Annotated in this window: 21 protein-coding genes; 18 read left to right on the top strand and 3 right to left on the bottom strand. The window is 64.7% G+C overall.

Going from position 1 to position 20,755, the window contains the following annotated elements:
- Both VMR39_RS29105 and VMR39_RS29100 read left to right on the top strand, forming a co-directional pair.
- Nucleotides 1-1,507: FHIPEP family type III secretion protein (locus tag VMR39_RS29105; protein ID WP_325421815.1), on the top strand; the 1,507-nt coding region annotated here is incomplete at its 5' end.
- Nucleotides 1,508-1,521: 14 nt separating this feature from the next.
- Nucleotides 1,522-2,253 carry a FliA/WhiG family RNA polymerase sigma factor gene (locus VMR39_RS29100; protein ID WP_325421813.1) on the top strand — a complete coding sequence of 244 codons (732 nt, stop codon included), beginning with the start codon at nt 1,522-1,524 and terminating at the stop codon, nt 2,251-2,253.
- Nucleotides 2,254-2,283: 30 nt separating this feature from the next.
- Here VMR39_RS29100 and mdoH read toward each other — a convergent pair whose 3' ends face one another.
- From mdoH to VMR39_RS29085, 3 genes are all read right to left on the bottom strand, one after another.
- Nucleotides 2,284-4,170 (bottom strand): glucans biosynthesis glucosyltransferase MdoH, encoded by a 1,887-nt coding sequence (mdoH, locus tag VMR39_RS29095; RefSeq protein WP_325421811.1) that lies wholly within the window; start codon nt 4,168-4,170, stop codon nt 2,284-2,286.
- A gap of 64 nt (nt 4,171-4,234) precedes the next feature.
- On the bottom strand, nt 4,235-5,719 hold the full coding sequence (locus VMR39_RS29090) for a glucan biosynthesis protein (RefSeq protein WP_325421809.1): 1,485 nt from the start codon (nt 5,717-5,719) through the stop codon (nt 4,235-4,237).
- A gap of 222 nt (nt 5,720-5,941) precedes the next feature.
- Nucleotides 5,942-6,757, bottom strand: coding sequence for a flagellin (locus VMR39_RS29085; RefSeq protein ID WP_325421819.1), 816 nt, complete (start codon nt 6,755-6,757; stop codon nt 5,942-5,944).
- A gap of 340 nt (nt 6,758-7,097) precedes the next feature.
- Here VMR39_RS29085 and VMR39_RS29080 point away from each other — a divergent pair, with 340 nt between their 5' ends.
- From VMR39_RS29080 to VMR39_RS29005, 16 genes are all read left to right on the top strand, one after another.
- On the top strand, nt 7,098-8,351 hold the full coding sequence (locus tag VMR39_RS29080; RefSeq protein WP_325421807.1) for a sigma-54 dependent transcriptional regulator: 1,254 nt from the start codon (nt 7,098-7,100) through the stop codon (nt 8,349-8,351).
- A 13-nt stretch (nt 8,352-8,364) separates the two neighbouring features.
- On the top strand, nt 8,365-8,724 hold the full coding sequence (gene fliE / locus VMR39_RS29075) for a flagellar hook-basal body complex protein FliE (protein WP_325421805.1): 360 nt from the start codon (nt 8,365-8,367) through the stop codon (nt 8,722-8,724).
- A gap of 3 nt (nt 8,725-8,727) precedes the next feature.
- Nucleotides 8,728-10,503: a flagellar basal-body MS-ring/collar protein FliF gene (gene fliF / locus VMR39_RS29070; RefSeq protein ID WP_325421803.1), complete on the top strand. Its 1,776-nt coding sequence runs from the start codon at nt 8,728-8,730 to the stop codon at nt 10,501-10,503.
- Nucleotides 10,496-11,512, top strand: coding sequence for a flagellar motor switch protein FliG (fliG, locus tag VMR39_RS29065; protein WP_325421801.1), 1,017 nt, complete (start codon nt 10,496-10,498; stop codon nt 11,510-11,512). Before fliF ends, fliG begins: the two co-directional genes overlap by 8 nt.
- The gene (locus tag VMR39_RS29060) at nt 11,505-12,143 is read left to right on the top strand and encodes a FliH/SctL family protein (RefSeq protein WP_325421799.1); all 639 of its coding nucleotides are present in this window, start codon (nt 11,505-11,507) and stop codon (nt 12,141-12,143) included. Before fliG ends, VMR39_RS29060 begins: the two co-directional genes overlap by 8 nt.
- Nucleotides 12,144-12,156: 13 nt before the next feature.
- On the top strand, nt 12,157-13,485 hold the full coding sequence (locus VMR39_RS29055; protein WP_325421797.1) for a FliI/YscN family ATPase: 1,329 nt from the start codon (nt 12,157-12,159) through the stop codon (nt 13,483-13,485).
- On the top strand, nt 13,482-13,907 hold the full coding sequence (locus tag VMR39_RS29050; protein ID WP_325421795.1) for a hypothetical protein: 426 nt from the start codon (nt 13,482-13,484) through the stop codon (nt 13,905-13,907). The genes VMR39_RS29055 and VMR39_RS29050 overlap by 4 nt, the downstream gene beginning before the upstream one ends.
- 2 nt (nt 13,908-13,909) lie before the next feature.
- Nucleotides 13,910-15,826: a hypothetical protein gene (locus VMR39_RS29045; RefSeq protein WP_325421793.1), complete on the top strand. Its 1,917-nt coding sequence runs from the start codon at nt 13,910-13,912 to the stop codon at nt 15,824-15,826.
- Between the two features lie 27 nt (nt 15,827-15,853).
- The gene (locus VMR39_RS29040) at nt 15,854-16,534 is read left to right on the top strand and encodes a flagellar basal body-associated FliL family protein (protein WP_325421791.1); all 681 of its coding nucleotides are present in this window, start codon (nt 15,854-15,856) and stop codon (nt 16,532-16,534) included.
- 54 nt (nt 16,535-16,588) lie between these two features.
- Nucleotides 16,589-17,473: a flagellar motor switch protein FliM gene (locus VMR39_RS29035; RefSeq protein ID WP_325421789.1), complete on the top strand. Its 885-nt coding sequence runs from the start codon at nt 16,589-16,591 to the stop codon at nt 17,471-17,473.
- Nucleotides 17,470-17,805, top strand: coding sequence for a flagellar motor switch protein FliN (gene fliN, locus VMR39_RS29030; RefSeq protein ID WP_179044143.1), 336 nt, complete (start codon nt 17,470-17,472; stop codon nt 17,803-17,805). Before VMR39_RS29035 ends, fliN begins: the two co-directional genes overlap by 4 nt.
- A 69-nt stretch (nt 17,806-17,874) precedes the next feature.
- A complete protein-coding gene (locus tag VMR39_RS29025; RefSeq protein WP_298399153.1) occupies nt 17,875-18,138 on the top strand; it encodes a FliO/MopB family protein in 264 nt (87 codons plus the stop codon).
- The gene (fliP, locus tag VMR39_RS29020; RefSeq protein WP_414712616.1) at nt 18,128-18,910 is read left to right on the top strand and encodes a flagellar type III secretion system pore protein FliP; all 783 of its coding nucleotides are present in this window, start codon (nt 18,128-18,130) and stop codon (nt 18,908-18,910) included. Before VMR39_RS29025 ends, fliP begins: the two co-directional genes overlap by 11 nt.
- A 107-nt stretch (nt 18,911-19,017) precedes the next feature.
- Nucleotides 19,018-19,290 carry a flagellar biosynthesis protein FliQ gene (gene fliQ, locus VMR39_RS29015; RefSeq protein ID WP_066857256.1) on the top strand — a complete coding sequence of 91 codons (273 nt, stop codon included), beginning with the start codon at nt 19,018-19,020 and terminating at the stop codon, nt 19,288-19,290.
- 13 nt (nt 19,291-19,303) lie between these two features.
- Nucleotides 19,304-20,086, top strand: a complete 783-nt coding sequence (gene fliR / locus VMR39_RS29010) for a flagellar biosynthetic protein FliR (RefSeq protein WP_325421784.1) — start codon at nt 19,304-19,306, stop codon at nt 20,084-20,086.
- Nucleotide 20,087: 1 nt separating this feature from the next.
- The coding region (locus VMR39_RS29005) for an EscU/YscU/HrcU family type III secretion system export apparatus switch protein (protein ID WP_325421782.1) at nt 20,088-20,755 on the top strand (668 nt) is incomplete at its 3' end.

Raw genomic sequence — 20,755 nt, 5'->3', positions numbered from 1 at the left:
GGTCGCGGGCATCCTGATCCTGGTCATCAACATCGTCGGCGGCATCATCCTTGGCGTCGTCAGCCATGGCCTCGCCATCGGCGAAGCGGCCCAGACCTATATCATCCTCGCCATCGGCGACGCGCTGGTCGCGCAAATTCCCGCCTTGCTGCTCTCGATCGCGGCGGCTTCCATCGTCACTCGCGTCAAGAGCGAGCAGGATCTGTCGGCGCAGGTTGCTGGCCAGTTCGGCACCGGCAAGGCATGGGTGCCGGTCGCCGCCATACTAGGCTTCCTGGGCGTGCTGCCCGGCATGCCGCACATGATCATCCTGCCCGCCGCGGCGGTCGCCGGCGGCATCGCCTGGCAGCTGCGCAAGGCGAGCCAGAAGAAGGCCGCAGAACCTGCGCCCGCGCCGCCCGCGCCCAATCCCGCGCTGATCGAATGGGACGATGTGTCGGACGGCGCGATCCTGGGGCTGGAGATCGGCTATGGCCTCATCAGCCTGGTGGACGAGCGTAAGGGCGCGCCGCTCATGGCCCGCATTACCGGCATCCGCCGTCAGCTCTCCAAGGAACTGGGCTTCGTCGTGCCGATGGTCCGCGTGAAGGACAATCTGGCGCTGGAACCCAATCAGTATCGCATCACCATCGCCGGTGTGGTCGTGGGCGAGGACGAGATCTGGCCCGACGACCTGCTGGCGCTCGACAGCGGCGCATTGGAAGGCACGGTGCAGGGCCGCGCCGCGAAAGACCCGACCTTCGGCCTCGACGCCGTCTGGATTTCGCAGGCCAAGCGCAGCGAGGCAGTGGTCGCTGGCTATACCGTAGTCGATCCGCCAACGGTCGTCGCCACCCACCTCAATCAGCTGATCGCCATGAACGCATCGGAAATATTCGGCCTGGACGAAGCGCGCAAGCTGCTCGACAACCTCAAGGACATTGCGCCGCAGCTGGTGGATGGCCTTACGCCTGGCCTGCTGAGCCTGACCCAGATCAGCGCTCTGTGCCGTGCGCTGCTGTCCGAAGGCATTGCGCTCAAGGATTTCCGCCGCATCTGCGAGGCGATGGTCGACGGCGCACGCCCCGACATGAGCCTTGAGCAACTGGTCGAAGCGGTGCGTCAGCGCATCGGCGCGCTCATCATCCAGGGGCTTGTCCCGGTGAAGATGCCGCTGCCGGTCATCACCCTTGACGGCGATCTGGAGGCGATGCTTGCGCAGGCCATGCGCGTCGCCGGCGATGCCAGGCATCCGATCGAACCCAGCCTTGCCAACCGCATCGTCGAATCGGTCGTCCATGCCGCGCGGCCGCTGCTGGGGCAGGCACGTCCCTTCGCGATCGTCACCTCGCCGGTGGCGCGCCGCGCACTCGCCCGCCTGTTCAAGCCGCATCTGCCGGAAACGCCAGTGCTGTCCTTCCTGGAAATTCCCGACGGTAAGGGAGTGGAAGTAGTTGCGGTGGTAGGGAACGACTCCCGTCCGGCGCCGCGACACGATCCGTTGCCGCAGCGCGAACGAGTCGCCTGAGGAAAGGCTGAGCCATGTATATGAACAAGATTCAGGCCGGCGCTCACACCTACGGCAAGCCTGGCGAGAACAGCCCGGAGCGGCTGGCCCGCCAATATATGCCGCTGGTGCGCAAGATCGCCTGGCACGTCCATGGTCGCGTTTCGAGTGCGATCGAGGTGGAGGATCTGCTCCAGATCGGCATGGTCGCGCTGGTCGAGGCCGCCAATAGTTTTGAGGATCGTGGTCTCGGCTTCGGCGCCTATGCGCAACTGCGAGTGCGTGGAGCGATGATCGACCATCTGCGACGGCAGGCGACGCTTTGCCGGTCCGCCATGGCAAAACGCAAGGAACTGGGTAAGGTCCGCAATGGGCTGGAGCAGAAGCTCGGCCGCCTGCCGACCGAAGCGGAAATGTCCGTTGAAATGGGACTGGAACCCGCTGCCTATCGCGAGGTCGCCGACAGCGTCGAGATGGTCCAGCACACCAGCATGGACGAGGTTTATTCCGACCAGTCCATGTGGTTCGCCGATGTGGAGGATCGCGCTGACGATATCATGGAGCGTGAATCGCTGAAGAAGGCGCTGGCCGCCTGCATTGGCGAACTGCCCCAGCGCGAGGCGATGGTGCTGCAACTCTATTTCGTCGAGGAACTCAATCTGGAGGAGATCGGCCAGACGCTGGACATCGGTGCAGCGCGCGTCTGCCAGATCAAGAAGGCAGCACTCGACAAGCTGCGCGAGAAGCTGCGCGATTGGGACGATTGAGCGGGCCGTGATCTGTTAGTTGTACGACGTTTACTCGTCGTTCGCCGCCAACGGGCCGACACGCCGCCCGTCCGTGGACGGCCAGCGAAAACGGAGCGGACGATAGCTTTGGGTGCGCCACCACGGATCGGCCACCTGAAACAGGCCGCTTTCTTCTGCCTTGCGCCCCAGATCCTTGCGCGCTGTGATCGCCGCCAGCAGCGGCGCGGCGAACAGGCCGGCTACCACCGGGATGGTCCAACCAAGCCCACCCGCCTTCACCGCCAGCACAGTCAGGCCGGCGCCCAGCAACAGATGCCATTTGAACAGCCAGATCGCGCTGGTGATCGCCATGCCGTCGCGGTCGCGGGTCTGGCCGTTCCAGCTTGCCTTCTTGCCCATCAATATGCCGAACAGGTTGATCGTCTGGGTCAGCATCGCCACGGGCGCCATCAGGATCGACAACAGGATATCGGCGATCACGCCGCGCGTCATCCGCGCCGCGCCGCCAAAGCCGATGCGTCGAGCGGGGTCGGCCATCGCCCAGATGATCGAGAAGATTTTCGGCCCGAACAGCAGCACCGCCGTCACTGCCAGCAGCCCGCCCGACGGCAAAATCGCGGCGGGCGGCCACATCCCGCTGGCGGCACCGCCCAGCACCACCAGGATCAGCGCCAGCCACATGGGTGACGTGCAATAGGCGCTCGCGCCCACCAGCAGCTGGAACCGGCTGACCGGATGCAGCCCGGCGATTTTCACCAGCAGCGGCACATGCTGGATATTGCCCTGGCACCAGCGGCGATCGCGGGTGAAGAGATCGGGCATGGAGGGTGGAAATTCCTCGAAACTGTCGTCCGCCGTCACCATGTGCACATCCCAGCCGCGACGACGCAGCAGCGCGGCTTCCAGCATGTCATGGCTCAATATGTGGCCGCCGAAGGGCGCGCGGCCGGGCAGTTCGGGCAGGCCGCAGCTCTCCGCGAAGGCGCGCACGCGCACGATGGCATTATGGCCCCAGAACATCCCCTCGGACCCTGCCCACCAGATCATGCCCGCAGCCGAGATCGGCCCGAACAGGCGGCTGGCGAACTGCTGCCAGCGCGCGAACAGAGTGGATGCGCCCATCACGGTGGGGACGGTCTGGATCAGTCCGACATGCGGGTGCCGCTCCATGTCCGCGGCCAGCCGCGCCATGGTCTGTCCGCTCATCACGCTGTCGGCATCCAGCACGACCATATAGTCATAGCCGCCACCGAAGCGCTGCACCCATTCGGCGATATTGCCGGGCTTGCGCCCGATATTGAGCGCGCGGCGGCGATAATGGACGGGCCGCGAGAAGGAGCCGCGCATTTCCTGATAGGCGCGCCGTTCGGTCTCGCCGCTTTCGGCGTTGGAATCGGACAGGATGAAAAATTCGAACCGCTCGCCGCCCATCACCTGCGCCAGCGACCGTTCCATGATCGACAGGCGGCCCAGCACGCCCAGGAAATCCTCGTTACAGACCGGCAACAGGATCGCGGTCTTGCCGTGCAGCGGTTCGGACGCGCGCAATGGGCGAGGGGCGACGCTGCGGCCACCGCCGACCGTCTGAAGCAAGAAGCCGATCGTCGCAGTGGCGAAGCCGAAGGAAATCCAGGCGAACAGCGAGATGAACAGGACGAGATAGACGCCCTCGACCGCATCGATGCCGTCGAGGCCGATCGACCGGCGCATTTCATGCGCGGCCATCGCGGCGGGGATCAGCGCTAGCAGCACGACCAGCAGGCGCCGTGCCCACAGGTCGATATTGAACCGGCGACGCGCGATCAGGGGAGGGGCGGAATAAAAGTCCTGCTCCGGCATGGCGAGCGGGCTTTCTGCCGGAACCTGTTCGAAGGCCCGCGCTAATGGCTTGTCCTCGCCGGTCGGCCCCGCCGATCGAGCGTCTCCATTCCCCATGTTGTTCAGACCCGCTTGCTGTTGACCCAGGGCTCAGAACCGCTCGTTACGGTTACGGTTCCCGTCATACGCCAATAGGGTAATGCACATATTCACTGAACACACGATTGCCAGCCCGTAATTGCAGTCGAATATCGGCTGAACCGGCCCCGTTGCGCCGCAGGTCGAGTACGGTGCGATATAATCCGGGCTTGCCGAGCACTGGATAGCCGGCGGTTTTGAGCATCGTGCCGCCCTTGATGTCGCTCCATATGTTGGGCTTGCTGCCTTCCGCTACGCCGGCAAAATCGATCACCAGGCGATCGCTGCCATCCTCGCCGCCGCGCCCGCGCCAGATATTCTCGACGATCGCAAGTCCTTTCGACGCGGGGGCATTCGCTGCGCTCCAGTCGAGGCGGTAGCTGGCGTCGATCCGCCTGCCGGGCGTCACCTTCGCAGCCGGCGTCCAGTAGGCGGCGACATTGTCGGTATATTCGCTGTCGGTAGGGAAAGCATAGAGGCGCACCTCGCCCTGACCCAGCGCCTTGGTCGAAGCCGCCCAAAGCGAAGGCCGTCGGTCATAATAGACGCCGTCATCCTGATAATGGTCGAAATCCCGGTCACGCTGGAGCAGTCCGAAGCCCTTGGGGTCGCGTTCGGCAAAGGCGCTCACCAGCGGCGCGGACGGGTTGACCAACGGACGGGCATGGGCGGTGCCGTCCGCACTGGCGATCGACAGGAGGTCGCTGTCATGAATTTCCGGCCGCCAGTCGGTGCCCTGCGTGCGATTGGCCTGATCATACCAGAACATGCTGGTCATCGGCATCAGCCCCAGTTCCTCGATCGGCTTGCGGGGAAAGAGGGCGGCGGTTACATCCTGCTGTACGCCATCGGCGCCAAGGCGGCTGACGAAGCGATAGGCGCCAGCGATCGATAGGCCGTCCAGCAGGGCGTAGATGGTGACGCTGCTGTTACCGGTTCGCTCCAGCCAGAAATGGGTGAAGCGGGGAAATTCCTCCTTCCCCAGACTCGTGTTGATCGCGATCGCGCGGGCGGAGAGGCCGAACTGCTTCTGCGGGCTGGGCGCGCGGAAATAGCTGGCGCCCAGAAAGGACAGCCAGTCGCCATCGCGCTTGGCGTTCATGATGCGAAAACCGGCAAAGCCCGCATTCGGCCCCAAAGCGGCGACGGCATTGCCGGCCGGCGCATCGAACATGGCAGGGTCATAGCGCAGCGGCGTCGCCTGCCCCTTTTCCACGATGGCAATCTGCACCGGCTGCGGCGCCGAATTGGATAAGGGAAAGAAGCGGACGCCCGTGTCACCGGGCAGGTCGCCCCAAAGCGTGCGATCATCGCGAAAGCGCGCGGCGTGCAGCGCATCATAGTCGACCTTGGCCGCGCCGGGATGGGCGGGCGTCTCCTTATAGGGCGCGCGCGCCAGTCTCTGCGCCTGCGCGACCAGCCTTTCCCAGGAAAATGGCTCGGCGCGCGTCTGGGCGCGGAGCGCGGTGGGGAGGAGGAGGGCGGCGCCGGAGGCGGCGATCATCGCGCGCCGGTCTATCTTGGTCATGTTCATAGTCATGGCTCGCCGAAACGACCAAGCCAAGCCTTGTATCCATGACGCCCGTTCCATGACGACGAATGAAGCCTCCGCCCGGGGGGACGGAGGCTTCTAACTTCTGGTCGTTTGATCGAAGGTTAGCCCCCGGCGCGGTGGGGACTGTTGATGCGCCGGGGGCCACTTGGCGGGCTGTCGGTGACCATGACCTCAGCCTGCCAATCTTGTCGGGGCTTAGCCGATCAGCTTCAGCACGCCCTGCTGGCTCTGGTTGGCCTGGGCCAGCATCGCGGTCGAGGCCTGGCTCAGGATCTGCTGCTTGGCCAGCGCGGTCGTTTCGGCCGAGAAGTCGGCGTCTTCGATGCGGCTGCGGGCGTCGGTCAGGTTGGTGATGTTGTTCGTCAGGTTGTTGACCGTCGATTCCAGACGGTTCTGCACCGCACCGAGGTTCGCACGGGTCGTCGCAATGGCGTCCAGAGCGTCGTCGAAGGTCGCCAGGTCAGCGCTGGTCGCCGTGGTGGCGTCGATGGCGATGGCGTCGGTGATGTCCGCGTTGCCGGCGACGTCGTCCAGGGTGATCGTGACCGAGTCGGCGGCGTTGGCGCCGGCCTGGATGTTCACCGATGCGACCGAACCGTCGAACAGGTTGTTGCCGTTGAACTGGGTGTTGGCCAGCGTGTCCGTGATCTGGGTGGCGAGCTGCGAGATTTCCGCCTGAATGTTGGTCTTGGCGCCGTCGTCGTTGGTGCCGTTCAGGGCCTGGACGGTCAGTTCACGCATACGCTGCAACATGTTGCTGACTTCGCCGAGCGCGCCTTCCGCCGTCTGCGCCAGCGAGATGCCGTCATTGGCGTTGCGGACGCCCTGGGTCATGCCGCGGATCTGGGCGGTCATGCTCGAAGCGATGGCCAGGCCGGCGGCGTCGTCCTTTGCGCTGTTGATTCGCTTGCCGGTCGACAGGCGCTCCATGGCGGTGCTGAGGGCCTTGCTCGAGGCCGAAGAGGCGTTGGCCGAGCGCAGCGCCGCGGTGTTGGTTCCGATAACAGTCATGATATTCCCTTCCAAATTCAACCATCAGGTCGCTGCCATCAGGGCGCTTGCGGCCTCGAAAGGGGATAACGGCGGGGTGCGGCGGGGCTTTAATCCAGCCTGCATTTTTTCTGAAAATTCCTGAAATCAGGAGCTTATTGCGCGGGAGCACGCGCGCGCGTCGAATGACGTTGGAGGGTGGGGCGGAAAAATTTGCCGGCAGCCGGAAAAAATCTGCCGCGCTGCGGCAAGTCGTTGGCCGTGTTAACCATCTGATAACCACGCAGGCGGTAAAAATTAACCATCGAAGGGGCCTGGGGCGTACGGGGGTACAAGCCAGCCAAAATGTGGGGTTTTGTTCATGTCATCGCTTGACGTGAGCCGTGGGGTCTGCGCGCTCGTTCCTGGGCTGCAGCACTGGCTCGAAAATGCCTACTATATGGTGCGGATCATCGATGCCGCCAGCCCGCGCGACAAGGATAGCCGCCGGGTGCTGCTGGCGACCGAGATCGGTCATGCCACGCATCGCGACATCCTCATCAATGTGATCGAGGGCGCACCTTCGTTGGTCGTTGCCGCCAACGGCCTGCCGGCGCGTGTCGCCTTCGGCCTGGAAGATATGGGCTTTGCCTTTGCCCTGATTGCTGAACTCGCACGTCCCGCTTCGGTTCCCGCTGTGGGTGACGCTGTCAGTGCGCATCTGATGGGCCTGGCCGCCCGTGTTGCCCGCAGCGACGCCACCGTCCTGATCCAGGGCGACACAGGCACCGGCAAGGAAGGCATGGCGCGCTTCCTTCATGCCCAGTCGGGCCGCTCGACCCATGACTTCATCGCCGTCAACTGTGCGGCGCTGCCCGAAACCATGATGGAGGCCATGCTCTTCGGTCACAAGAAGGGCAGTTTCACCGGCGCGGCTCAGTCGTCCGACGGGCTGTTTCTCGCGGCCGACGGTGGCACCTTGTTCCTCGACGAAATCGCCGAGCTTCCGCTGACGCTCCAGGCCAAGCTGCTGCGTGCGCTTCAGGAGGGCGAAGTCCTGCCCGTCGGCGCCACGCACCCGGTGCCGGTCAATGTGCGCATCGTCGCCGCCTGCAACCGCAACCTGGCCGCAGAGGTTGCCGCCGGCCGCTTTCGTGAAGATCTCTACTGGCGCCTTAACGTCATGCCGCTGGAACTGCGTCCGCTGGCCGAACGCCGGGGTGACATCCGCGCCATCGCCGCCGCCATGCTGTTGCGCCAGCAGGATCCGGCGAAGGGAAAATTCGTGTGGCCGACCGCTGCGGCGCTGGAAAAGCTCGCCGCCCATGCGTGGCCGGGCAATGCTCGCGAGCTGGGCAATGTGCTCCAGCGCGCACTGGTGCTGCGCGACGGTGCCAGCATCGATGCGAGCGACCTGCATATCTCCGGTGCGCCCCAGCTCCGCGTCGTGGCTCCGATGCTGGCTCCGGCCGAACCGATTCTGCTGCGCGACGTGACCCGCAATTCCAAGCTGGAGGCAGTCCGCCTCGCTCTGCGCGAAACCGATGGCCACCGCGCCGCCGCCGCGCGCAAGCTGGGTATTTCCGAACGCACGCTGCGCTATCGGCTCGCCGAAATGCGCGAACTGGCCGCTTGAAGGGAGCTGACGCATGACCGGCATTTCCCCCACCGACAGCGTGATGGCGATCCGTAACGCCATCCTGCAAAAGAACGCGGCCCTTCGCGACGTCAGCCAGACCGGTAATGTCGGCAACGCGTCGGGCGCCAGCGGCACGCAGGGTACCGCGCCCGGCGGCTTCACCGATGCGCTCAATAGTGCGCTGCAACAGGTCAATGGCCTCCAGAGCAAGGCTGGCGAAGCCGCGGCGTCGTTCGAGCGTGGCGACACAACCGATATTGCCGGCGTCATGCTGGCCAAGCAGCAGGCATCGGTCAGCTTCGAGGCGACCCTGCAAGTCCGCAACAAACTCCTGTCCGCCTACAAGGACATCATGAGCATGCCGGTCTAACCCATGAGCGAGAACGCACTCTCCACCACCGTCGGCGCCGCTGCGCCTGCCCTCCCGGCCTCTGCCGCCTCCTCCTTCGGGGGGGGGGGCAAGGGCTTCGACGCGCTCAAGGCGCGCGCGACCGGCTTCATCAAGCAGCCGGCCGTGGCGAAGAGCCTGCCGCTGCTCGGCCTGCTCGGCACCGTCGCGGTCGCCGGTCTGGCCTGGATGGCGCTGCGCGAACCGCCGCAGCGCGACCTGTTCCGTGGCCTGCCCGATGGCGACAAGTCGGCGGTCGCTCAGGTGCTAGACCAGAATGGCGTGCGCTATGGCTTCGACAGTTCGGGCGCGATGACCGTTTCGGAAGATGATTATTTCAAGGCGAAGATGATGCTCGCCGCCCAGGGCCTGCCCAAGAGCGCGCCCGACGGCAACAGCATGATCGACAGCCTGCCGATGGGTGCGTCGCGCGCCGTCGAGGGTGAAAAGCTCCGCTCGGCCCGCGAAATGGACCTGGCTCGCACGATCGAGGCGATCGACAGCGTCGAAAGCGCCAAGATCCACCTCGCCGTCGAGCCGCCCAGCGTGTTCCTGCGCGACCGGGCCAAGCCGTCCGCGTCGGTGATGCTGCGTCTGGCCAATGGCCGTTCGCTCACCGACCAGCAGGTCAGTGCGATCGTCCATCTGGTGGCGTCCTCGATCCCGGAACTGAACCCGGACGATATCTCCGTGGTCGACCAGAATGGCCGGCTGCTCAGCAACAATGACGGTGATGCCGCCGACGACCGCCAGCTTGCCATCCAGGGCAAGATGGAGGACCGCTATCGTCAGTCGGTGATCGCATTGCTGACCCCGATCCTGGGGCAAGGCAATTTCTCGACCGAGGTTCATGCCGAACTGAACTTTGCCGAGCGTCAGGCAACCCGCGAAACCTACCCGCAGGACGAAGCCCGCCTCCGCAGCGAGCAGGGCACCTGGGCGTCTGACCCGCGCGGTCAGGGTACGGGCGAGGCATCGGGCATCCCCGGCGCGCTCAGCAATCAGGCGCCGGTCAACCCGACCGTCACCCAGACCAATCCTAACGGTCAGGCCGTGGCGCAGGGTCAGACGGCGCAGGGTGCGCAGGCCGGTCAGCCGGGCACGCCGCCCAACCCGCTGATGAAGACCGAGGAAACCTTCAACCGCAATTTCGAATTGGGCCGTGAAGTGTCCGTTACCAAGGATGCGATCGGCACCGTCAAGCGCCTGTCGGTCGCGGTCGCGCTCGACAATGGCGCGGACGGCAAGCCTCGCTCCGCACAGGAAATCGCCGCGCTCGAAGCGCTGGTGAAGGGCGCGGTCGGCTTCGATCTGGCACGCGGCGACGTGGTCGCGCTCTCCTCGCGCAGCTTCATCAAGGCCGCCGACCCGATCACGCCCTGGTATGAGGCCGACTGGGTCTCGCCGCTGGTGCGCAATGTGTCGGCCCTGCTCGTGGTTCTGCTGCTGGTCTTCGGCATCGGTCGCCCGCTGCTCAAGCGCCGCTCGGCCGCCCAGGCGCCCGCCGCTCTCGCCGACGCCACCGGCGAGAATGGCCAGCGCATCGGTCGCGAGATTTCGAGCGAACTCACCAAGCAGGCCGTGGCCACGATGCCGGACGGCGCCGAAGCGAAGATCACGCTCGACATGATTTCGTCCACCTATGACTATGCCCAGCGCGCCGACCTCATACGCAATTTCGTGAAGCAGGATCCCGACCGCGCCGCGCTGGTCGTCCGTGATCTGCTGAAGGAAGGCAAGAAGGAAAAGGAAAATGCCTGAGATCGTCCCCGGCCGTCCCGAGGCGCTCAAGGGCAGCGCCGCCGCCGCCGTCCTCCTGATGCTGTTCAACGAGGATGAAGCCGCGCAGATCCTGTCGCGTCTGGAACCCGAAGAAGTGCGCCAGCTCGGCTATGCCATGTATGATGTGCAGGATGTTGATCCGGAGGAAGTGAACGAGGCACTCGATCATTTCGTGACCAAGGCCAAGAAGCGCACCACCATCGGCTATGGCGCCACCCGTCATATTCGCGGCGCGATGACCAAGGCGCTGGGCGAGGAGCGGGCGGAAACCATCCTGGCGCGCATCACCCCGCCGACCCGCTCCACCCAGCTGGAAATGCTGAAGTGGATGGACGCGAAGGAAATCGCGATGCTGATCGAGATGGAGCATCCGCAGATCATGGCGATCGTGCTGGCACATCTGGAAGCGCCGGTCGCCGCCGACGTGCTGCAACTGCTGCCCGCCGAATATCAGGAGGAGATCGTGTATCGCATCGCCACGCTCGGCCCGGTGTCGAACGAGGCGCTGGAGGATCTGGAGCAACTGCTGCTGCGCGGTCCTGCCAGCAAGCAGGGCGCGGCGTCGCAGCGTGGCGGTACGGTCGAGGCGGCCGCAATCATGAACAATGTCCGTAAGGACAATGAGCAACGGATCATGAAGGCCGTGGCCAAGCGCGACAAGATGATCGCCCAGACGATCGAGGAGGAGATGTTCGTTTTCGACAACCTCATCGACATGGACGACAAGAATCTGGGTACACTGATGCGCACGATCGACAGCACCGTGCTGGTGGTTGCGCTCAAGGGGGCGAACGACATGCTGAAGGCGAAAATCTTCAGCAGCATGTCGGCCCGCGCCGCTCAGGCCATCGCCGACGAGATCGAGGAACGCGGTCCGATCCGCCTTGCCGAAGTCATCGACGCGCAGAAGTTGATCATCGCCACCGCCCGCCGCATGGCCGACGCGGGCACCATCATGCTCGGTGGAAAGGGCAACGACTTTGTCTAGATTCTGGGGTGCCGAAGCGATCCAGGACGCAGCGCCGGTGGCGGTCGCGGGCTTTCGTCCGGTCGAAGGCGGCTTTCGCAGCCTCTACTCCGCGCCGGTCGCGCAGCAGACCGCCACCATCCGCGCCGCAATGGCCGAAGTGGAACCGGAAATCGATCTGGTCGAGGAGGCCCGGATGGAAGCCTTCACACTCGGCTTCGACGAGGGGTGCCGCGTCACCGCCGAATCGCTGACGGCCGAAACCGACGCCCGCGACCGCCTGATCGAGGCACTCGAATTGCTGGCGCCCACGCCGAGCGGGATGCTCTCGACAATGCTCTCCGCCACGGTAGTCCGGCTCGTCGAACAGATCGTCGGCGAGGTCGAGATCGACATGGATCGCCTGATCCAGCGCTGCGACAGTGTCGCCGCCTTCATCGAGAGCAATCAGGACAAGAGCGCGCTTCACGTTCACCCGGACGATGCCGAACTGCTCAGGGAGGAAGCAATCGGCGTGCCGCTCGTCGCGGACCGGAATATGCAGCGCGGCTGCGTCCGCCTCGAAACCGCCGACGGCTGGGTCGAGGATGGCCCGGACGTGCGCCTGTCGCGCCTGCGCGCGCTCATGGACGACATGGAGGGCAAGGCATGAAAGGGGATTGGGCATGATCCGCGCCGCGCTCGCACAGGCAGAAACGCTCTTCGATCACCTCCAGGTGCAGAACCGTCAGCCGCGCCACGTCGGCCGTCTGGTCAGTCATGATGCGGGGATGCTCGAAGTCAGCGGTTTCCGCCGTCCGATCGGTTCGGGCGCGCGCGTGCTGGCGAGCGACGGTTCGGTTTGCCGGGCCGAAGTGGTCGGCTTTCGTGGCGATCGCACTTTGCTGGTCCCACTCGACGCCGACGCGCCGCTTGAAAACGGCATCCGCGTGGAGCCTGACAGCCAGGCGAACATGGTTCAGGTGGGCGATGGCCTGATCGGCCGCGTCGTCGACGCCATGGGCCAGCCGCTCGATCGCAAGGGGCCGATCATCGCCGGCGGCACCTGGCCACTCAACGGCGTAAAGGGCAATGTGCTCGATCGCGGCCGCGTGACCGAAGCGTTCGACCTTGGCGTCCGTGCCGTCAACGCGCTGCTGACCGCAGGGCGCGGCCAGCGCATTGCCATCATCGCCGGATCGGGCGTCGGCAAGTCGGTCCTGATGGGCCAGATGATTGCCGGCGCCGAAGCCGATGTCGTCGTTGTCGGACTGATCGGCGAACGCGGCCGTGAAGTCAGCGACTTCCTGGAAACCAAGCTCAAGCACACGATGAACAAGAGCGTCGTCGTCGCCGTGCCTGCCGATCATCCGCCGGTGCTGCGCCTGCGCGCCGCCGCTCGCGCCACCGCCATCGCCGAATATTTCCGCGCACGCGGCAAGAAGGTGCTGCTTCTCATCGACAGCCTCACCCGCTGCGCCCATGCCCAGCGCGAAATCGGTCTGGCGCTGGGTGAGCCGCCCGCAATGAAGGGCTATCCGCCCTCGGCCCTCGCGCTCATCCCGCGTCTGGTCGAGCGGGCAGGGGTGGATGCTCGCACCGGCGGTTCGATCACCGCGCTCTATACCGTGCTGGCCGATGGCGATGACACCGACGATCCGATCGTCGACGCCGCCCGCGCCATCGTGGACGGCCATTTCGTCCTGTCGCGGCATCTGTCCGAACAGGCGATCTTCCCCGCCATCGATATCGGCAAGTCGCTCTCGCGCGTCATGGCCGACGTGGTGGATGACGAGCATCGTATGGCGGCTGCCGGCTATCGCCGCCTCTGGGCCGCCTATGAGGAAAATCGCGACCTTATCCTGATGGGCGCCTATCGTCCCGGCAACGACCCCGTCATCGACGAAGCCGTCCGCCGCCGTCAGGAAATCCTCGACTTCATCCGTCAGGACCAGAAGAGCCGGATCGATCTCGACACCAGCGCCGACGCGCTCATCGCCGGGTTCGGCGCATGAAGGGGCTGGTCAACCGCCGCCAGCGCGTGCTGCGCGTGCGCAACGTCCAGCATTCGATGGCCGTTGCCGAAACCGCGCGCGCGCGCGACGAGGCGAACGGCATCGCCCATAATCTCGAACGGCTACGCAAGGTGCGGGGCGAACTGTTCGGCGGGGAAGGGATGGCGACCGGCGCCTCCTTCGCCGCGATGCAGGAACTGGCGACCCGTCTGGAGCAGGCCAGCCGCCAGCTCGACGGTGCGCTCTACGATGCGCAGCGCAATGTCGAGGTCAAGGAAGGCCTGACCGTCGCCGCCAATCGCGAAAAGGAAATCGCCAGCCGACTGAAGGACCGCGCGCGCGCGGATCTGGAGGAATGGCGTGAGAACAAGCTGGCGGCTCTGCCGCGCTATCGTCGTATGCAAAGGTCGGGGGACGTTTGACGATGACCATGTTGACCAGTCTGAAGGCATTATTGTTCACGACGCCTGCACAGGGCGCCGCAAAGGGTAATGGTGTCGTCGCACCGACCGAAGGCGTCATGGATTTCGGCCAGATGCTGCATGTCGTGAAGGAAGGCAACTCCGCTTCCAGTGCCGCGCCGATCATTGCCGTGCAGCCGGCCGCGCCAGAGCCGCACAAGACAGAGAAGCGGACGATTGCCACGCCTGTATCGAACGTCGAGCAGCCGGCTCGCCTTTCGCAACCGGCTGTCCTGGCCGAGGCGCCGGCCGAATGGGCAGAGCTGCCCGCGCCTGCGACCGATGTGGGAGTCGCTCCGTTGGCGTCTGTCGCTGATATTGAACTGGAGGCACCCGTTGCCGACGTGGGTCCGCTTCTGTCTGTCGCGGATGCCGATACGGTCTCTATCGTCCTGAAGCCGATCGCTCCGGAAGCTTTCGACGCGCAACCGGACATGGATGCCGCTGCGCCTTCCGATGCTGAAATGGAAAATGTTTCAGCCCGGCCGGTCGCAATACCGGTGTCGCCTCAAGTCGTTCGGGGCGATTTGATCGTCGAAGGTCCGGTGCCGGAGAGTGATACCGATGGATTGTCCATCGACAGCGGCGATGATCGTCCGGTCGATACCGATGACGGGACACCAGCCGGTGTCCAGCCGATTCTGACGGCTGTGATGCCGATCGTTGCGCCGATGCCAGCTGTGCAACCTGCGCTTCCGTCCATACCGGAAGACGGAGCGAAGGCCGAGTATGTCGCGCCAGCGGCAAAGAGGTCCATCGTACCCGCCGCAACGGAAACTGCCGCAACTGTGCAAGTCGCTACTCTGCCGGTCGCAGCAGCCGCACCTGCCATATCCCTTCCAGCGTCATTGAACATCTCTCCGTCCGTTTTGACGCCGCAAGCCGATATGTCCGTACCAGTCGAGGTTTCTGGCGCGCCGAAGTCGGCTGACGCGACGATGCCCGTCGTCACCCAACCGACCGCTGCGCCGAAGCCCTCGGGCATGCCGGTGCAGATCGGTGCCCCGACGGTTCCTACAGATCCGGCCATCGCGCTGGCGCCCGAACAGCCGGCGCTCGGTCAGGCGCAGCCCGCGTCCGTCAAGGCGGAAGCGGTCTCGTTGCTCCAGCTGGTGCGCGACCACATGCGCGACCGCACGACGGCACTGGTCGGCGAGAGCAAGGCTGCCGGCGTAAAGGATTCCGTGCCTGACGCGGCCTCCGCGACATTGCTCGCCTTGCCCGCCAATGATGGCGTCACCATGCCGGTATCGCAAGCTCCTGTGGTGACTGCGGCGCAAGCGTCGGTTGCGACGGCGCCTTCCGTCGACCTCTCCGTATCCATCGGTGCGCAGGTGGTGGACATAGGCGTTTCGGGCCAATGGATCGACGGCCTCGCGCGCGACATCGCCGGCCTGTCGGCCAATGGCGCGCAGGGGCGGTTCCAGATCAATGCCGACCAGCTTGGCCCGGTCCAGGTCGACATTCGCCAGGGCGAGGATGGTGCCGCCGTCAGCCTGACCGTCGCGACTGAAGCCGCGGAACTGGCGTTACGACAGGATAGCGACCGGCTGAAGATTGATGCGGGCCTGTCCGCTGTTCGGATCAGCGAAGTGAAGGTGGAGCGCACGCCTCATCTTACCGAAACGGCTCGCTCGGATGCGCCGAATAACCAATCAGGTTCGCAATCCCAGTCGCAATCGCAAGGACAATCTGCCAGCTGGCAAGGTCAGGGGCAGGGCATGGGGCAATCTTCAGCCCAGTCGCATATGCAGGGCCGCGGTGAGCAGCAGCGTGAAAATATCGGCTTTAACCATAAAGGAAGCAGCGATCCTGCCGTTCTTAACCATGAACGGGCCGGCGTCGACGCCGGCGACCTGCCGCGCGCGCGCTATGCGTGACGGCCGCATTTCCAGGGGATATGAAGCATGAGCGACGAGCCTAAGGCCAAGAAGAAAAAAGGCGGGGGCATGAAGATGATCCTGCTGGTCGTCGTGGGTGTTGTCGTCGGCGGCGCGGGTGCTGCAGGTGGCCTTTATGCTGCCGGTTTCTTCAGCCCCAAGGCCGAAGGACCGAAGGAAGATCCCAACAAGCCCGTCCTCGTCCTCGCCGGCGAGGATGCGCAGGCCGTCGCAACCGCCCATGGCTGGGCTGGCGAAGCCGGCGGCGGTGGTGGTGGTGGTGAAGGCGGTGGCCATGAAGGCGGCGGCGGTGGCGAAAGCCATGTCGTGTCCTCCGGCCATGCGCCGGGCAAGGGCATCGACCTGCCCGCGCCAGTGAACCCGGCTGCCTATCAGGCCACCTATTTCCAGCTCCAGGCGCCCTTCACATCGAACATGTCGGATACCGATGCCTTCGCCCAGATCAGCATCGCCGTCTCGACTTATTATGACTATCGTGTGATCGCTGCTGTCAAGCAGCATGAAACGCCGATCCGCAGCCAGGTGTTGATGATGCTGGCGGAGCAGCCCCAGGAGGTGCTTGATACGCCGCAGGGCAAGCAAGCGCTGCAAGGCAAGATCAAGAAGATCGTGAACGATATTTTGAAGCAGAAAACCGGCTATGGCGGCATTGATAACGTTTATTTTACCAATTTCGTTATTCAATAGGGCTGCCTGGAAGGATCGGGATGTCCCCTGATCCCTGACGGGCAGGGGACCAAGATGACCGACGTTCAATCCTACGCCTTCGGGCGAGGGGAATCGCAGGCGCCCGTGATGCTGTCCGGGCTGGACCGGCTGGGCGAAAAGCTCGGCCGGCGAATTCGTGCTATCGTCGAGCCGATCGCTGGCGTGCGCCCCAATGTCGAGGCGCAGGAAGCCAAGGTGCTGGATTTTGGCGCCTGGTCCGCGCAGGTGCCGGCCTTTTGCTCGCTGTCCGTCTATCGGCTGCAGCCCCTCAAAGGGCAGGTGTTGCTGCGCATGGACGCGGCCATGATCTCGACATTCGTCGATTGTTTCTATGGTGGCATCGGCAACCGCCCGCTGCCCGCCCGCACCGAATTTACCCCCACCGAGGACCGGCTGATCGCGCGGCTGTGCGATTCGCTGCTGTCGCGGATGGTCGAGACATGGGGCGATGTCCTGCCGCTCGAACCCGGCCTGATCCTGCGTGAAAGCGGCGTCGGCTATGCCGCTGCGGCGCAGCCCACCGACCAGATGGTGCTTCAGCGCTTCGTGATCTCGATCACCCGCGAACAGGAGTGGCCGATCGATCTGCTCTTCCCGCTGTCCGCGCTGCGCGCCGTGGAAGGGCTGGTCAGCACCAAGCTGCCGACCGACGAGGAGCATCTCGATCCCGTCTGGCAGGCCCGTATCGCCCGCCGCATGCGCGATATTCGCCTGCCTGCGCGCACCGTCGTGGCGCGTCCCAATCTTTCGCTCGCCGACCTTATGGAATTGAAGGTCGGCGACGTCATTCCGGTCACCATTGGCCGGTCGCTGCCCCTGATCGTCGGAAATCGTATCGTTGCCCATGGCTCGATCGGCGAACAGGATGGCCGTGCCGCCTTCCAGATTGAAAAGCTTGCACAGGAACCCGAACAATGAGCGACATGAGCGAAGCACCCCGCATGGAGCGCGCCGAGGATCCGGTGAGCCGCATGACCAACAACCGCCAGTTCAAGCTGCTGGCCGACATTCCCGTGCGCATGTCGGTGGAGGTAGGATCGACCTCGCTGCGCCTTGCCGAAGTCATGGACCTGGCCGAGGGGAGCATCGTCGAACTCGACCGTCAGGCCGACGATCTGCTCGACATCATGGTGAACGGCGCGCTGATCGCGAAGGGCGAGGTGGTGACGGTGAACGGACGCTATGGCATCCGTATCGTCGACATCGCCGCGACCGAAAATCGTCTCGCCGGGATCGAGCGTCGCGGCTGATTTAACGCTTGCCTTCGCCGATGAAACTGCGGATCGCAGGCGGATATTAACCATAGCGGGGCGGCTTTCATGTTCTGGTATTTTGTCAAACTGCTGATCCTCCTGCCGCTGGTCGGCGGCATGGCCTTTGGCGCGCTGTGGCTGTGGCGCAAATATCAGCCCGGCATGATGGCGGGGCAGGGCGACCGTTCGCTGAAGTTGCTCGAAGCCTTGCCCATGGGCGCTTTCGGCAAGCTCGCTGTGGTCGAGTTCGAGGGCAAGAGGATTCTGGTCGCCGTCACCCGCGGCCGTATCGAGAAGATCGCGGAAGGCGACCCCTATCGTGCGCGGTAAAATTCTGTTGATCGGCGGCGTCCTGCTCGTTGCCGGCCTTGCTCTGGTGGAACCTGCACTGGCGCAGGCCGCTCCTGCCGCGCCAGTCGACAATGGCGGCGCGCTGAGCCGCGCCATGGGGCAGATTTCGGGCGACGGCCGCTCGCTTTCGCTGTCGCTCCAGATTCTGATCCTTATGAGCCTGCTGACGGTGCTGCCGTCGCTCGTGCTCATGATGACCAGCTTCACCCGCATCATCATCGTCCTGTCGTTGCTGCGGCAGGCGCTCGGCCTGCAACAGACCCCGCCCAACCAGGTGCTGGTCGGCCTTGCATTGTTCCTGTCGCTCTTCGTGATGCGCCCGGCGATCGACGTGATCAACGCGCAGGCCTTCGACCCCTATGGCAAGGGTCAGATCAGCATCGAGGAAGCGGTCGGCCGTTCGGGCAAGGTGCTGCACGGTTTCATGACCAAGCAGACCCGCGAAAGCGACCTCAAGCTCTTCGCCAACTTGGCCGAGGCGCCAGCCTTCCGCACGCCCGAGGACATTCCATTTTCGATCCTGCTGCCGGCCTTCGTGACGAGCGAACTCAAGACCGCCTTCCAGATCGGTTTCATGATCTTTCTGCCCTTCCTCATCATCGACCTTGTCGTGGCGTCCACGCTGATGGCGCTGGGCATGATGATGCTGTCGCCCACCATCATCTCCATGCCGTTCAAGCTGCTGCTGTTCGTGTTGGTCGACGGATGGGCGCTGACCATGGGATCGCTGGCGGGGTCGTTCGCGACATGATGGGCGTAACGCGCCAAGACACGTTCGTTTCGAGCGTGTCGAGAAACGGGAGCGCAACCGTTTCTCGACTTCGCTCGAAACGAACGGAGCAGGGGATTTAGCTTCCCATGGAGAACGCCGATTTCTTCATGGGCCTTGCCCAGCAGGCGCTGTGGATCACGGCGCTTGCGGCTGCGCCCGTGCTGATCCCGGCGTTGATCGTCGGCCTCGTCATCGGCATGGTGCAGGCGGCGACATCGATCAATGAGCAGACGCTCAGCTTCATTCCCAAGATCATTGTGGTTGGCGGGATGCTGGCGCTGTTCGGCGGGTCGATCATGGTGCTGATCGCTGACTTCACCCGCGAAATCTTCGAGCGCATCCCGGACCTGCTGCAATGATCGCGCGTCTGTCATGATCGCGCCCGGTTTCACGGGCGTGGAGACGCAGCTCTGGATCTGGCTGATCGCCATGATCCGGCCCGGCGCGGCCTTCATCGCCGCGCCCGTCTTCGGCGCGCCCGCGGTGCCGCTCCAGTTGCGTCTGATCCTCGCGCTCGCGCTCGGCCTCGCCGCGCTCAACAGCGTCACCATCGCCCTGCCGCAGGACGGCGTCGCCAGCTTCGAAGGCGTGATGCTGGTCATGGGCGAGATATTGGCTGGCCTTGCCATGGGGTTCGCGGTCCAGATCGGCTATGCCGCCGCCTTCGTCGCGGGGGAGACGATCGGCAACGCCATGGGCCTCAACTTCGCGGCAATGATCGACCCGTCCTCGGGCCAGTCGACCCAGGTGCTGGGCCAGTTCCTGTCCATCCTCGCCACCTTCCTGCTGCTCGGCATGGACGGGCATCTACTGCTGGCCAGCTTCGTCGTGCAAAGCTATGTCGCCATCCCGCCGGGGGCGGGGATGCTCTCAAACGACACCATCTGGCGGCTGATCGAGTTCGGCGGATCGCTGATGGGCATGGGCGTGACCGTCGCGCTGCCCGTCGCCTTCGCGCTGGTGCTGGTGCAGATCGTCATGGGCATGTTGTCGCGCGCCGCGCCCTCGCTCAACCTGTTCGCGGTCGGTATGCCGGTGGCGATGATGGCGGGGCTGATCCTGCTCGCCATCGCCGCGCCGATCATGGCCGAAGGCATGACCGCCGCGCTCAAGGCGGGTCTCGAAGAAGCCCGCTATATTTCGGAGGGCCGCTGAGATGGCAGGTGGCAGCGAAGGCGGCGAAAAGACCGAAAAGCCGACACCAAAGAAATTGCAGGATGCCGCCAAGAAGGGCGACATCCTCCAGTCGCGCGAACTGGGTACGGCGCTGGTGGTCATGGCGGGCATCGGCTGCCTTGCCATCATCGGCCCCGCGCTGATCGAGGCGCTGCGCGACATGCTGGTCGAGGCACTGCGCTTCCGACGTGAAGATATTGTCGATTTCTCGCCGGTTCAGCGCGGCCTCAGCCTGCTGGCCGGCATCGCTCTCCCGGTCGCGGGCGTCATGCTGGCGACCTTCCTCGCCGCGATCGCCGCGCCTGCCCTGCTCGGATCGCTCGGCTTCCGTCCCGGCGCTTTCGCGCCCAAGCCTGAAAAGCTCAATCCCGTGTCGGGCCTCAAGCGCATCTTCGGCATGCAGGGGCTGATCGAGCTGCTCAAGTCGATCGCCAAGGTCGGACTGCTCGGCAGTATCGGCGTCTGGCTGATCTGGGATCGGCTGACCGAGATCACTGGCCTGGGCAAGGCGGGGATCGCGCCTGCCATCGCCGATGTCGGTAATATCTTCATCTTCACCTGCCTGGTCATGGCGGGCGGCCTGTTCCTGATCGCGGGCATCGATGTGCCCGCGCAGATCATGCAACGCGCCAAGCGCCTTGGCATGAC

Origin of the sequence: Sphingobium sp., assembly GCF_035511395.1 — a bacterium.
Classification (GTDB): domain Bacteria; phylum Pseudomonadota; class Alphaproteobacteria; order Sphingomonadales; family Sphingomonadaceae; genus Sphingobium.
This window is presented reverse-complemented; position numbering and strand designations above follow the sequence as displayed.